General features: G+C 44.4%; 12 protein-coding genes and 1 pseudogene. 5 read left to right on the forward strand and 8 right to left on the reverse strand.

The features are described from left to right. Positions 1-26: 26 nt before the first annotated feature. The 4 genes from BAE46_RS06765 to BAE46_RS06780 form a co-directional block, all read right to left on the reverse strand. Positions 27-857, reverse strand: a complete 831-nt coding sequence (locus BAE46_RS06765; protein ID WP_006005577.1) for a HugZ family pyridoxamine 5'-phosphate oxidase — start codon at positions 855-857, stop codon at positions 27-29. Between the two features lie 71 nt (positions 858-928). After that, positions 929-1,708 carry an ABC transporter ATP-binding protein gene (locus BAE46_RS06770; protein WP_070112089.1) on the reverse strand — a complete coding sequence of 260 codons (780 nt, stop codon included), beginning with the start codon at positions 1,706-1,708 and terminating at the stop codon, positions 929-931. Next, a complete protein-coding gene (locus BAE46_RS06775; RefSeq protein WP_070112091.1) occupies positions 1,701-2,765 on the reverse strand; it encodes a FecCD family ABC transporter permease in 1,065 nt (354 codons plus the stop codon). Before BAE46_RS06775 ends, BAE46_RS06770 begins: the two co-directional genes overlap by 8 nt. Positions 2,766-2,828: 63 nt before the next feature. Next, the gene (locus tag BAE46_RS06780) at positions 2,829-3,701 is read right to left on the reverse strand and encodes a heme/hemin ABC transporter substrate-binding protein (protein ID WP_070112093.1); all 873 of its coding nucleotides are present in this window, start codon (positions 3,699-3,701) and stop codon (positions 2,829-2,831) included. Between the two features lie 79 nt (positions 3,702-3,780). Here BAE46_RS06780 and BAE46_RS06785 point away from each other — a divergent pair, with 79 nt between their 5' ends. Continuing rightward, a complete protein-coding gene (locus BAE46_RS06785) occupies positions 3,781-6,024 on the forward strand; it encodes a TonB-dependent hemoglobin/transferrin/lactoferrin family receptor (protein WP_070112096.1) in 2,244 nt (747 codons plus the stop codon). 327 nt (positions 6,025-6,351) lie between these two features. Then, a complete protein-coding gene (locus BAE46_RS06790; RefSeq protein ID WP_006005567.1) occupies positions 6,352-6,822 on the forward strand; it encodes a TspO/MBR family protein in 471 nt (156 codons plus the stop codon). Positions 6,823-6,947: 125 nt separating this feature from the next. Here the strand turns inward: BAE46_RS06790 and BAE46_RS06795 are convergent, their stop codons facing one another. Further along, on the reverse strand, positions 6,948-7,757 hold the full coding sequence (locus BAE46_RS06795; protein WP_006005566.1) for a ferredoxin--NADP reductase: 810 nt from the start codon (positions 7,755-7,757) through the stop codon (positions 6,948-6,950). Positions 7,758-8,166: 409 nt separating this feature from the next. Next, positions 8,167-9,168 carry a YhdH/YhfP family quinone oxidoreductase gene (locus BAE46_RS06800; protein WP_070112098.1) on the reverse strand — a complete coding sequence of 334 codons (1,002 nt, stop codon included), beginning with the start codon at positions 9,166-9,168 and terminating at the stop codon, positions 8,167-8,169. 410 nt (positions 9,169-9,578) lie between these two features. Here BAE46_RS06800 and pckA point away from each other — a divergent pair, with 410 nt between their 5' ends. Beyond that, a complete protein-coding gene (gene pckA, locus BAE46_RS06805) occupies positions 9,579-11,189 on the forward strand; it encodes a phosphoenolpyruvate carboxykinase (ATP) (protein ID WP_070112099.1) in 1,611 nt (536 codons plus the stop codon). On the opposite strand, the pseudogene BAE46_RS14575 reads toward pckA, so the two are convergent. Next, a pseudogene (locus tag BAE46_RS14575) lies at positions 11,128-11,418 on the reverse strand (RNA polymerase sigma factor); the annotation flags it as partial. The gene pckA and the pseudogene BAE46_RS14575 sit on opposite strands and share 62 nt — an antisense overlap. A 227-nt stretch (positions 11,419-11,645) precedes the next feature. Here BAE46_RS14575 and rimK point away from each other — a divergent pair. Together rimK and BAE46_RS06815 are read left to right on the forward strand one after the other, a co-directional pair. After that, the gene (gene rimK / locus BAE46_RS06810) at positions 11,646-12,551 is read left to right on the forward strand and encodes a 30S ribosomal protein S6--L-glutamate ligase (protein ID WP_006005558.1); all 906 of its coding nucleotides are present in this window, start codon (positions 11,646-11,648) and stop codon (positions 12,549-12,551) included. Between the two features lie 3 nt (positions 12,552-12,554). After that, on the forward strand, positions 12,555-13,583 hold the full coding sequence (locus BAE46_RS06815) for a succinylglutamate desuccinylase/aspartoacylase family protein (RefSeq protein WP_006005556.1): 1,029 nt from the start codon (positions 12,555-12,557) through the stop codon (positions 13,581-13,583). A gap of 23 nt (positions 13,584-13,606) precedes the next feature. On the opposite strand, the gene BAE46_RS06820 is transcribed toward BAE46_RS06815, so the two are convergent. Continuing rightward, positions 13,607-14,740 carry a flavohemoglobin expression-modulating QEGLA motif protein gene (locus BAE46_RS06820; RefSeq protein ID WP_006005555.1) on the reverse strand — a complete coding sequence of 378 codons (1,134 nt, stop codon included), beginning with the start codon at positions 14,738-14,740 and terminating at the stop codon, positions 13,607-13,609. Positions 14,741-14,742: the final 2 nt, after the last annotated feature.

The raw sequence follows: 14,742 nt of genomic DNA on the forward strand, positions 1-14,742 counted from the left end.
TGCCTTGTTGTGGGTGCCTTTGCATCCTAAACAACCTTAGTAGTTGGCGTCAATTGCTGAATGTTCTGTGCCTTATCCCCTGCTGAATCATCGCTTTGTATCTCAGGTGTACTGTCTGTTCTGGCGTGTTTAGTCAATATAACCATAGCATGACGTAGGCCATGATCTTTTGAGATTGGCTGACTAAAGGGAATAAAGCCCACATGCACGCTTTTATCTGCATTCGTTTCTTGGGCCGGGCAGGCGTAATGAAAACCGTGAGAAAAGCACGTTAGCATGGTCACACTGTCTTTGCTTATTGGCCGCTTTAGCTGCTTTGCAACAATCAGGGCGAGGGCATCGCCGTGATCTTCATGCATATGTTCAATAGCACCGGGCGCGCTGCTGGCTAAATCAAACATATGGCTTTGCCATTCGTCTTGACTAAACCAGTAAATTTCCCCAAAGCCGCCTATGTAGCGCACTCGCTGGGTGCTAATTATGTAAAAGCGAAAGTCGTGCGCTTCTACATAGGCTTTTGCTTGAGGAAAAACAGCCATATACTGCGCCTGTAATTCAGCGTTTACCGCGTCAACTTCGCTGGTACCTAAAATAGTAATACGCGCACTTGCTTGACTGTCGCTTTGCTGGTTATCATACACACACAAACTCACTTTATTGTGCTGCTTCATGTTACGCGAATGCTGAGCAATGTCTGAGGCATACACGATTAAATCGCCGCTTTGTGTCATTAAAAAAGGCATCACTGAGCCAAAAGGATAGCCTTGCATAGACAAACTATGGGTTGATAACACACCCGTATGCTGAGTGCGCATTAGCAAGGCGGCTTGGTGAATATGATAGCTTTTCTGACGCATGTTTTTATTCCTTTGGTTAGCGGGTTAAACAATAGACTCTCCCGGCGTGTTTATCAAATTTGCGTGAACTCTTATACGTGGTACATTTTATTTTCGTGTAAGGAATTCGCTTTATGTACAATTATCTGCCCGCTAGTATCAAAGCAATCATCTATATGTACTTTGGTAAATAGCTCGCTGCTGGCTCCTGTTGCTAGTACTTCGCCTAACCTAATATAGACTAAGTTAGTGGCTAAATTAGCCACGGCATTAATGTCATGATCTATAATAATAATGCAGCCACCCGCGCGCTGAAACGTTTTTAAGTGACCGTACAGCAGGCGTGTTTGTTTAATATCAAGCGCACTGGCGGGTTCATCTAGCAGCAAGCATTTATTATGCATGTTGCTGGTTTCATAGAGCTGTAGGTAAGCCCTTACAAATTCTATAAGTTGAAGTTCACCGCCAGAAAGCTGGGTTACATCGCGCATAAGTAGGTGCGTTATGTGAAACTGATCACTAAATTTTAGTACTAAATTTTGCGATTGTTCATCGGTTTCGTAGTATTGAAGTCGCGCAAGCTGTAAATATTCATACACCAACATACTAAAAAATCCCGCTTTTGCTTGGGCTATGTAGGCGCGTTTTTTACTGAGATCTTTAAGGAGGTATTCATCTAAAGGTCGACCATCAAATTTTATCATGCCTTTATTCAAGGGATACTCACCCAGCAAGCTCTTAAATAAAGTGGATTTACCCGCACCATTGGCGCCTAAAATAGCGGTAATGCTGTTACTCTCAAACACCAGGCTAACATCGTTTAGCAGGGTTTTTTGACCTGCCACTACAGTGACTGCAGATAAATTAAACATAGTTGAACTTCCTTTTTTCACGCACAATTAAGTAGAGAAAAAACGGCACACCCACCATAGAGGTTATAAGGCCAATCGGTATCTCGGCAGGAATAATAAGGGTGCGCGCGAGGGTGTCTGCTAAGGCCACTAATATCGCGCCAAACAATATGCTGGTGGGCAGCAATATGCGCAAATGTGCGCCAAATAACATTCGGCATATGTGCGGCACCACCAAGCCTACAAAGCCTACAATGCCTGTAAAACTTACGCAAACAGCCACAATAGCTGCCACTACCCACAGACTGGTAAGCTTAACCTTGCGTGTATTCACACCCTGATATTTAGCTTGTTTCTCGCTGCAGCTCATTAGCATAAGTGGGTGCCTAATTTGCCAAAAGTAATACGCGCCCAGCACCACAGGAACAGTGGTAATACTTAGGCTAGTATAGTTAATGCCTGCATAGCTACCCATACTCCAAAAGGTTATTTGGCGCAGTGTGGCGTCATCTACTACGTATTGAATAAGGCCTAGCAGCGTCATTGCGCCTGCGTTAATTGCAACGCCTGCAAGTATTAATACCAGTGTATTCATGCCTTGTGCTGAATCGGCAATCTTTAGCAGTAGTATAAGCGAAAGAGTTGCGCCCACGAATGCGCTTAGCGGCACAAAATAGGTCATTGCTAAAGGAGGAAGCTGCACTACGCTCAACAGCGCTAGTGCAGCTCCTGCGCAAAGTGCTGCGCTTGATGATACGCCAATAAGTCCCGGGTCGGCCAATGGGTTTCGGCATATGGCTTGTAAAACTGCGCCACAAATAGCCAAGCCGGCGCCTGTTAGCATAGTCATTAAAATACGCGGAAGTCGAATGTCCCATAAAATAGTGTGCTGCAAAGGGCTGGCAGACCCGCTGCCTATCCACTGCCATATATTCACTTTAACCGCACCTGCGTTTAAAGCGATAAACGCCACGGCGAGTAAAACAGCGCAAAGCATCATTATGGTTGGCACATAGCCTTTTTGTTGAATGGCAATTTGCTTTTTGACTAGCATTGAACTTGCGGTACGCGCTTTCATCAGCTTCTTTCACTTGTTTGCAGGTGCGTGGTAGTTATCATAGGTGTTTGCTTCTTTGCGCTTTTATGGTTCAACGATACTAGTGAACTGTGCTACTGCCTCAGGCAAACGCGGCGTAAGGCCTAAAAAGAGTAGGGCGTCTACAATGTGTAAATTACAGCCTTGCATAGACGCCCACTGCGCAAGCGCGGGCTGCTGACACATTTCTTGCGCGCTTAATCCGCCGGTGCGGTGGGCGGCAATAAGGACTTGAGTAGGCGCAATAGCCAAGAATGACTCAATAGACACGGGCTTAAAACCTTCAATATTGTCATAAGGATTACGCAGTCCGACAATGTCCATAATAAGATTAGGTACGGTATTGCGCCCTGCTGCCATAATGCCACGCTCACTTGCCGACATTAAAAACACGGCGCGCTGCTGATGGTGCGCGCTGAGCTTTTTAATTGTGCTTAATTGATTATTAACAGTGAGCACCAGCCTTTCAGCCTCTTCGCTTGCATTGGTATGCTCACCTATTTCGCGAATTTGCTTAATTAAACCTGTTACCGTGCGCGCTTGTTCAAACACATGCACCTTCACGCCAGCATTACGCAATTGCGCCAACACTTGTTCAGGACCCACGCCAAGGGCTGCATATAGATGAGTGGGGCGCATTGCTAAGACGCCTTCAACACTTAACTGGCGGTAGTAACCTATTTTCGGAAGTGTGGACACACTTTGCGGATACATGCTGCTAGTATCGACGGCCACAATTTGCGGTTTCATGCCCAGCGCATATAAAATTTCAGTTACGCTGCCTCCGGCACTCACTATGCGCATATCCTTGCTAAGGGGCGTTTGAGACTGTGCTATTGGGCTTGCTATCGTAAACAAACTAAGCATTAACAATGAGACTAAAATATGCGTAGTAAAAATTAATTTGCCGTTTTTCATTATAATTTCCATTTTATCTATTGCTAATGATAATAATTATCATTAGCATTATAGTCAACTACTAGGTAAGGAAATATTTATGAAACCTCATTTTACAGCGTTCGCTTTTCAATCGTCACTTTGCTCACTAGCCGTTTGCCTGGCATTAACAGGCGCTGCAAATGCCTCAGCAACAGAGGCTAATACTGAATCTGCAATAGAAACTATTTCAATCAGCGGCACTAAAACAGCGCGTAAAATAAATGAAATAGCCGCCACGGTAACCCGCATCAGCAGTGAAGAAATAGATGCAATAGGCGCAACCAATATTCGTGACCTTCTTCGCTATGAGCCGGGTGTATCGGTAGAAGGTGGCGGGCGCTTTGGACTGTCCAGCTTTAATATTCGGGGTATTAGCGGTGACCGAGTGCTCATATTGGTTGACAATATTCCCATTGCCGATGAATTTAGTTTTGGGCCTAACCTGTCTGCGCGGCGAGACTTTGTGGATGTAGATCTTATTAAATCTGTGGATATTGTGCGTGGCCCTGCCTCTACCCTGTATGGCAGTGACGCAATAGGCGGGGTGGTGGCGTTTACCACTAAAGATCCAGCCGATATTGTGGCCAACGGCGAGTCATTTGCCGGCAGAGCAAAGCTTGGTTACGTGAGTCAGTCAAACGCGTCCTACGTAAATGGTATGTTAGCGGGTGTAAGCGGTAATTGGCAATGGTTGCTTAACAGCACTTATCGTGAAAGTGGTGAAACGCAATCGTACTTCGACGATGATGTCTTGGGAAGTGATCGCAACAGCGCTAATCCACAAGACAACGAATCTCTTAGCATGTTGGGAAAACTCATTTTTCAAAGTGATAAGGCGCATAGATTTGAGCTTGTCGGTGAGACCTTCGAGCAAAACAGCGATACCGTATTATTGTCTGATATTGGCTCTGTAGTACGCGGCACCATGACGCTTTCTAGTGAAGGTTTTGACGAACAAGAACGTTCGCGGGTTTCGGGGCGTTATCTTTATCAGCCTGTGTCGCAGCATCACTTGAAACGTATCGATTTACTTGCGTTTTACCAAGAGTCTTCTAGCAACCAGTCATCTGAATTAGTAAGGCGCAGTTTAGCACCCGATGCATCTTCGTTTTTTAGAACTCGCGATGGACTATTTGAGCAAAGCACCATTGGCCTTAATGCACAATTTGACCATGCATTCACATGGGGCGGTGAGCACTATTTGATTTATGGATTAAGCGTTGAAACCACTGACTCAGAAGGATTAAGGGAAGGCCAAACGCAAGATCAAGCCACTGGTGCCGACATTCGTGAGTTTAGCGTGTTTCCCGCACGAGATTTTCCGCTTTCTGAACTGTCTGAACAATCTTTATTTATTCAAGACGAAATTCAGTTCTTAGATGGACGACTATTGCTCAGCCCTGGCTTACGCTATGACCGTTTCAAGCTTACGCCCGAGTCGGACTTACTGTTTGAAACAGCAAACCCAGGTGTGCAAGTGTCGAGTTTTAACGACAGCCAGTTATCAAAAAAACTGGGCGCTGTTTACTCCTTAACTGAAAATTATAATATTTGGCTGCAGTATGCAGAAGGTTTTAGAATACCGCCCATGGATGATGTAAACGTGGGCTTTACAAACTTTGCCGGGCGTTACACCTCATTATCAAACCCAAACTTAAAACCTGAATCGGTGGCCAGTGTTGAAGTCGGATTAAGGGGCTTTACCGACGCGCTAAGCTGGAGTGTTAGTGCCTATCAAAACGACTACAAAAATTTTATTGAATCCTTAACCTTTGTGGGCATAGACCCAAACAATGGCTTTATACGTTTTCAGTCTGTTAACGTAGACGATGTGGAAATTCGCGGCATTGAAGGACAAATTACGTGGTCTTTGGGCGACACTTTTACAGATGCACAAGGCTGGCAGGTAAGAGCTAGCTACAGTATTCAAGATTCTGAAAATAAAGCTACCGGTAATGAGCTTGATTCCATTTTACCTAATCAAGCGGTTCTAGGTCTACAGTACCAAGACTACAGCGATCCATGGCGTATAGAGATAGCGAGTACTTATTCGCAAGACGCCAAAGCAATTGCTGACGCTGGCGACGCTGAATTTTTTAGTGCGCCAAGCTACACCACTATAGACATACTTGGACATATTAATATTACGCCAAACATCAAAGTGAACGCGGGTATATTTAATATTAGCGATAAACAATATTGGCTTGCTTCAGAAGTACGCGGACAAGCTGCTAGTGCTAATTTGCAGCCGTTTACAGCGCCAGGTCGCAATTATTCTATCAATGTGGTGGTGCAATTTTAACGTAAGTTTGTTGGGCACTTGGGAAGTAAAAACGGATGTTGTTGGCGTGAGTGCTCCAGCAACCCTCGGCTTCGCGATTTTAGGCCTTGCTTTATAGCCTGCAGAAAATTATTGCATAAGCGCTATAAAATCTAATGGAGTCACCCACAAGTTTTTAACTTCACATAATGCGTAATAAAAGTAAATTTACTACGACTATGCATCGTTTAGTTTTAATGGCGCTTTAACAATGCAATCGTTGTGGGATAACGCCCTTCAGTAAGTTGCCTACACCTAACTTTTAGCTTAGTCTTGCCCAATTTGAAAGCAATAGGGGATTATCTGTTAATGAACACAACGCTAATCAAATACATTGTCATTTTTTTCATCATCAATTTTGCGGCTTTAGGAATAGGCAGTTTAGCCACAGGCGCTGCAGTAAGCGGTGAATGGTACACGAGCATAAATAAAGCACCTTGGACGCCACCGGGTTGGGCATTTGGAGCCGCGTGGACCACCATTATGGTCTTTTTCTCGGTGTTTATGGGGTTTGCTTACAACGAGGTGGCCGACAAAAAGAAGCTAGTAGCCTTGTATACGGCTCAGTGGATTTTAAATGTAAGTTGGACACCCGTATTCTTTATGCTTGAACAAGTCATACCGGGTTTAATTATTATCGGAGCGCTAAGCGTGCTGGTGGGATATTTTCTAGTGCACTACCGCGCTGTCTTGAAGGTGAAAGTATTGCTTATGCTGCCATATTTTGTATGGTTGCTAATCGCTACCTCCCTAAACGCGTATATTCTGTTTAATAATTAACAGCAGCGCGTTGAATAGAGCGCTTATTCACCGCATATTTTGCGGTGAATATATTACTTCCGCTTATGTTTACCTAATATAATAACGGGCGAAATCGACATTTCGTCACTGCATTTTTGCAATGATTACTTGTCAATAAATGCCTGCTCAATTACATAATCGCCTTTCACACGAGAGGTGGCCCTAGAAAAGCCTAAATCATCGAGCAGTTTCATGGTGTCTTGCAGCATATCGTTATTGCCGCACAGCATGAAACGGTCATTGTTAGTGTCTAGTGCTGGAAGCCCAATATCACTGCTGAGTTTGCCACTGGTAATAAGCGTAGTGATGCGCTCATAGTGCATTTTTATATCAGCGCCTTGTTCAAGCTGCGACGCCACGTTTTTTTCACGGGTAACACTTGGGTAATAAATGAGTTTTTCTTTAATTAAGTCACCGTAGAATTCGTTTTCAGGCAGCACATTGAGTATTTCATCTTGATAGGCTAGCTCTGATGCGTACCTAACACAGTGCACTAAAATTACTTTTTCAAATTCGTCATAAATAAACGGGTCGCGGATAATACTCATAAAAGGTGCTAAGCCGGTTCCGGTACCTAACAAATACAGATTTTTACCAGCGTTAAGATAGCCTGGTACCAGCGTTCCCGTTGGCCTGGTGGTTACAATTACATCGTCACCTACTCCTATTTTTTGGAGTTTAGAGGTTAGTGCGCCGTCGGCGACTTTTATACTAAGAAATTCTAATTCGTCAGCATAGTGGGGGCTGGCAATACTGTAAGCTCGTAACAAAGGTCTGCCGTCTACTTCTAAACCGATTAGGACAAACTGCCCGCTTTCAAACGTTAAGCCCTGTCCGCGAGTAGTTTTGAAACTAAATAGCGTGTCGTTCCAATGATGCACCCAAGTTACTTTTTCTATTACCGTGTTACGCATTTACCACTTTCCTTTCAAACAAGCTTTAAAAACAATATTATTACCGTAAAAATTAAGCCAGATATTATACAGGTTTAGTACCACAGAAGTTTAGTATTAACGTAATAAAGATAGGTTCAAATCACTTAATATTTTACACCTCAATAAATTAAGGTAGCTAAGAGCTTGTGTGATGGGATGAATTGACACGCTACTTTGCCTACTGACGGCCTAAGGCATTTCAGTGAAATTATGTAAGAAACCAAAGCCTATGGTTTTGAGAAAGTATGTCAAGAGCAGGCAGAACTATGCAAGCAGGTTAGAGCATTGTTGGCTCAATAAGGCTTTGCCGCGAGGCGTAAATGTGGTTTGCATGCCTTCTTGGGCAGAATCACCATTATCGAAGCTAAGTTCGTCAAGCGCGGTTTCCTTAGCGCATGTTCACCACGTATCGCCCCACTACTTTGCTAGCAAAGAAACGGTCTAGGTACTCAGGTGTTTGTGCGAGGCTAATTTCTTCACAATACTGATCGAGTTGCTCTAGCTTCATGTCGGTGGCAACGCGCTTCCATACCTGTTGTTTTTCAGCCAAAGAAATATAAACCGAATCGACTCCAAGTAACGATACCCCGCGCGTAATAAAAGGAATAACCGTCATTGCAAGTTCAGGAGAAGAGGCTAGCCCACAAGACGCGACCCCGCCGCCAGATTTTAGTTGTTTGAGCAGGTTGGCTAAATATGCACCGCCTAAAGTGTCGATGCCGTGGGCCCATATCTCTTTGCCAGCAGGTTTGCTATTTTCTTCAGCGATGGTGTTTCGGTGCAACACTTCTATTGCGCCTAGTGCTTTTAAATGCTCACTTTGTTCGGGTTTACCCGAAAAAGCGACTACCTCGTAACCTAACTGCGCAAGCAAGGCAACGCTCATACTGCCTACACCTCCTGTTGCACCTGTTACAGCAATTTTCCCGTCACTTGGCTTCGCGCCCATTTTTTCTAACTTTTGAATGCACAATGCTGCGGTTAAGCCGCCAGTGCCATAGGTCATCGCTTCTTTGAGTGAAAGCGTGGCTGGGCAAAGCACCGCCCAATTTGCTGGAATTGATATCATTTGACCAAGACCACCGGCGGTATTCATGCCTAAATCATAGCCAAAAACTAACACCTCTTGGCCCGCTTTGAAAGTGTTTGAAGTGTCGCTAACCACCACGCCTGCAGCATCTATGCCGGGCGTATGTGGATAATGCTGGGTGATACGCTTATTGCCGCTGGCAGACATAGCATCCTTAAAATTAAGCGACGAATAGTGCACTTCAATTAACAGCTCGTTGCTTGGTAAATCACTTATAGCTCTTCGACGAATGTACTTGCTGAAAGTGTTATCAGCGTTTTCTTCAACCACCAGCGCGTCAAAATGGGTAGGTGTTGCCATAGTTACTTTCCTTTATGTAATGAATGTAGGTTGGAAGAGATGAACATCAAGAGATATTGGCTTCCAACCGAAATCGTTAATGTTTGCGTTAATGTTTGCGTTAATGTTTGCGTTAATGTTTGCGTCAATGTTTGCGCTCATACCAATTAGCATAAACATTGTAATTGATTCATGCAACCGACCTTCGTCGGTACTAAAGTTAACTTTACCTGAACCTTCTGCATTTTGATCATAGCGCTGTAAGTATACGAAAGCGATTTCTTCAATTTAAAAATGCGAAAACAGACTTTAGTCGTAAACAGTGACGTATTCGTGCTTTTTATCGCGAGTATGTGCTTAAGGGGTGGAGGATTTGCGCTAAAGACTATAAACTAAAAACATATATTGACTAAATATGAAGAGAGCCTTAGGTGAATTTGATCGATGCGTTGAAACAATACAATATTAATACCAATTCTGAAATTTTACACAACCCTGACTACGACACTCTGTTTACTGAAACCACTAAACCCGAGCTCTCAGGGTTTGAAAAGGGAGATGTTACTGAGTCGGGCGCTGTTTGCGTTAAAACCGGTAAATTTACGGGTCGCTCTCCAAAAGACAAATATATTGTAAAAGATAGCATCACCCAAGATACCTTGTGGTGGTCTGATCAAGGTAAAAACGACAACAAAGCTATAACCCAAGATACTTGGGATCAACTTAAAACCTTAGTGACAGACCAGCTTAGTGGCAAACGCCTGTTTGTGGTAGACGCTTTTTGCGGCGCTAATCAAGACACGCGTATGTCGGTGCGCTTTATCACAGAAGTTGCCTGGCAAGCACATTTTGTCACCAACATGTTCATTACGCCTACCGCACAAGAACGAGCGGATTTTGCCCCCGACTTTATCGTTATGAACGGCGCCAAAACCACCAATCCAAACTGGCAAGCGCAAGGCCTAAACTCAGAGAACTTTGTTGCATTTAATTTAACTGAGCGCATCCAGCTCATTGGCGGCACATGGTACGGCGGCGAAATGAAAAAAGGCATGTTCGCGATGATGAACTACTACCTGCCGCTGCAGGGAATCGCGTCTATGCATTGCAGTGCTAACGTAGGCAAAGAAGGTGACGTGGCAATATTCTTTGGCTTGTCAGGCACCGGCAAAACCACGCTTTCAACCGATCCTAAAAGACAGCTTATTGGCGATGATGAGCACGGCTGGGACGACTACGGTGTATTTAACTTAGAAGGCGGCTGCTACGCTAAGACAATAAACCTAAGCCAAGAAGCAGAGCCTGATATTTACGCCGCCATTTGTCGTAACGCATTGCTTGAAAACGTGACGCATAATGAAGCCGGCGTTATTGACTACAGTGACAGCTCTATTACTGAAAACACCAGAGTGTCGTATCCGATTAACCACATTACCAATATCGTTAAACCAATTTCTAAAGCAGGACATGCTAAAAAAGTTATCTTTTTAACCGCTGATGCTTTTGGTGTACTGCCGGCAGTGGCTAAATTAACACCGGAGCAGGCGCAGTATTACTTACTGTCGGGCTTTACAGCCAAACTAGCTGGCACTGAGCGCGGGATCACTGAGCCAACCCCAACGTTTTCAAGCTGCTTTGGGGCAGCCTTCTTAACCTTGCACCCTACCCAGTACGCAAATGTATTAGAAAGGCGTATGCAGGCGGTTAACGCGCAGGCCTATCTGGTAAACACCGGTTGGAACGGCAGCGGTAAGCGTATATCTATTAAAGCGACCCGCGCCATAATAGACGCTATTTTAGACGGCAGCATGGACGAGGCTGAGGAGCAATTATTACCCATCTTTAATCTTAGCATTCCCACTCAGTTGGCTGGAATTGCACCTGAGATCCTAGATCCAAGAGGCACTTACACCGACACTCAAAACTGGTATGAGAAGGCAGAAAACTTAGCGGGTCTATTTGTTGATAACTTTGAGAAGTTTACTGATACAGCGCATGGCCGCAGTTTGGTGGCAGCGGGGCCGACTGCAAGCGGCTCTTAGCCGCCTTAACTAAGCGGGGCAGCGCTAAAATAGCTTCAGTTTCACGTAAAGCTAACTCATCGACTTGGGCGGTATATTCATCCACGGCGAATAATTCATTAATTTCATCACTCTTTTTGTTGTCTCTCAACACATCCATGGCATTGTTTCTAACGATAGTAATGACCCATTGAAAGAAGCGTTCATTGTCTTTTAATTGATGGATGTTGTTCCAAGCCCTTGAGAAAGTGTCTTTAGCAAGGCATTCGAATAATACAGTCGTAAAATGCCGTTAATGATGGGCCTTTTTTTACGCACATATTTAACGGTGATTTGCATACAATAACGGCATCTCAACATATAATGAGTCGCTTTGCTTTCTAATGTAGTGTCTAATTAAGGTAAGGTAAGATAAGTTGTGACTTTTTTCTTCACCGTCACGTCTACCCACCATATAAAGTCAAGAACGGAAGTAAAATGAAAATCGCTATTTTATCTAGAAACAAAAATCTCTATTCCACGCGCCGTTTAAAAGAGGCTGGTGAAGCCCGTGGTCACGACGTCGATATAATAGACACGCTTCACTGCTATATGGACATTACCAGTAGCCGTCCAGTGGTCAGGTATAAAGGTAAAGAACTGCCTCAGTATGATGCAATTATTCCGCGTATCGGTGCTTCTATCTCATTTTATGGCACGGCTGTTGTGCGCCAGTTTGAAATGTCGGGCAGTTTTTGCGTGAATGAATCGGTTGCTATAAGCCGCTCCAGAGACAAGTTACGCTCCACCCAGTTGTTGTCTAGAAAAGGCATTGGCTTGCCTAGAACAGGGTTTGCCAACCGTCCTGACAACATAAAAGATTTAATTAAAAATGTGGGCGGCGCGCCCTGCGTTATTAAGCTATTAGAAGGCACGCAAGGGATAGGTGTGGTGTTAGCTGAAACAGCCAAAACCGCCGAAGCGATAGTTGAAGCATTCATGGGCTTAAATGCAGACATTCTTATTCAAGAGTTTATTAAAGAGGCAGGCGGCGCCGACATTCGCTGTTTTGTAGTGGGCGATAAGGTCGTTGCGGCCATGAAACGCCAAGGCGCTGAAGGCGAGTTTCGCTCAAACCTTCACCGAGGAGGCTCAGCGGTGCTAGTTAAGCTAACGCCAAAAGAGCGCGCTACCGCCGTTGCCGCGGCTAAAATAATGGGCTTAAACGTATGCGGTGTTGACTTACTGCGCGCTGAACGTGGGCCGGTGGTAATGGAAGTAAACTCATCTCCTGGTTTAGAAGGCATAGAAACTGCGACTAAAAAAGACGTTGCAGGACTCATTTTTGCGCACATTGAAAAGCATGCAAAACCGCATGCTACGCGCACAACTGGTAAGGGTTAATTTGTGGCTGCAGGAATACAAATAGGCGACACCTTCGTAAAGCCGGGAACTCGCGTAAAGCTTGAGTTGCCGGCGGCGCGTTTATACACCGATACAGAAATATCGATACCGGTAGAAGTCATTAATGCCAGGAAAGCCGGCCCCGTCATGTTCATCAGCGCCGCCATACATGGCGATGAGCTAAATGGCATTGAAATTATTCGCCGTTTATTACAAATGAAGTCATTTAAACTGATAAAGGGCACTTTACTCGCTGTGCCGATTGTAAACGTATATGGCGTGCTTAACCAAACCCGTTATATGCCCGACCGCAGAGATCTTAACCGCAGTTTTCCGGGCTCACCAAAAGGCTCATTAAGCGGCAGATTAGCGCACTTGTTTTTAACCCAAATTGCGCAAAAATGCGACTACGGAATAGACTTGCACACGGGCGCTATTCATCGCAGTAATTTTCCGCAAATTAGAGCGGATTTAAGCGATCCTGAAACGACCGAAATGGCGCGCGTATTTGGCGTGCCGCTGCTGTTAAACTCGGTCTTAAGAGATGGCTCGCTGCGTGAGTCAGCCTCGCAGTCAGGCACCAAAGTATTACTGTATGAAGCGGGTGAAGCTTTACGTTTTGACGAGCTTTCTATTCAAACGGGTTTGAAAGGGATACTTAATGTACTGTCATACCTTGGTATGATCCGCAAAAGAAAGCAGCGCACAAAAGCGGTCGAGCCTTTTATAGCATATAACAGCGCGTGGATAAGAGCAGATTCAAGCGGCATGGTGCGCGACATTAAAAAATTAGGCGACTATGTTAAAAAAGGGGAAGTACTGGCTGAGATATCTAGCCCAACCGGCACTTTTTCAAACAGCTTAATAGCGCCTAAAAGCGGCGTTATTATTGGTAAACAGAATATCCCCTTAGTGCAAGAAGGCGACGCTATGTTCCACGTAGCAATCTTCGAAACACCCAGTGACGTAGCCCAGCACATTGAGCAACTGCAAGACAACGTGGTGCCCGAATATGAGGTGGTACGGGATTAAAAGTAGCTTTCTTCAAGCTGCTTTTATTTTATAGCGTGAGCAATGAACTGTTTTATTTCGTTTAACTCGTTAGGCTGTTTGAATATAGGCGAAATGTGTTCAGGCTCATTCAATATGCCTTTTTCTACCAAGCGGCTAATATGAGGTAGGTAATTAATTGAGGCTTTGCCTGTAAAGAGCAAATTGAAATTAGGCTCGTTCTCATAAGCGTGGAGCATGGTGTGAAAGCCCTGCAGATACAAATAATCTTTAACAAAGCCGCCGCCTCTGTATATTCTGGCACAGACTGAAAAAGCGAGTTCATCGGCCGCGCCGTATTCTTCTTTAAGCAGTGAAAAAGTCCTTCTAAAGCTTCTTTCTTTTATCATTGACGCAACGGCCACTACCCTTAGCGCTAGTATCTTCAAGCGGTTAATGGTGAGATTATCTGATAAGTACTCGCTTAATATCGCCAAACCTTCTTGTGTCATGGTATTTAAGGGGTTGCCTACTTCAAGAATTCTTAAAGGTTGCGCGCGTGCATTGAGGGTGGTGACTAAGTGCACGCCTATTTCATGATGCGCCAGTGCGCTTGTGTTGCTTAGCGATAGCTGCGCATTTTTATTGACCTTTATAGTGGTGCCTGCGGCTATTGCGTTTGCCACCATATTGTCTTCCACTTTCATGGTGTGCTGCAAGTTATTGTTACTAGCAAATTCACTCAAAACATTAACTATTTGATCTAAGCTTAACAGCGTTTCGTTTTCTTCATTCACGTTGCCAGGCAAGTGCAAAATGAAGCGTGCGTTGCTAATATCCTTGGCTGTTGGTTCGCCAAAATAACGCAAAGAGTCGTACATGAAATCGGGCGTGCCTATGGAGTTAAACTGGTCAACTTTGTCTACATAGCTGTTAATCGTATCAAAGTAGATTTTGTGAAGATCTTCATCAATAACAGCCTCAAGGGGAAGGGTAAACAATTGTCTTTTTGTTGCAAATACATCCACCGTTCTAGCCAAATAGCTAAAGTCGGGCTGCGTAGAGAAGTGGCTGTCAAAAAAGGCCTGCTTTTGCGCTTGAAAATTTACAGGGTTAACGGCGCTTAAAATATTTACGCTTCTTACCGTATCAAATAATTGCTTGTCAAATTCGAGTACTTCACACGATATACTATTCATTG

This window comes from Glaciecola punicea (assembly GCF_001756615.1).
GTDB lineage: Bacteria > Pseudomonadota > Gammaproteobacteria > Enterobacterales > Alteromonadaceae > Glaciecola > Glaciecola punicea.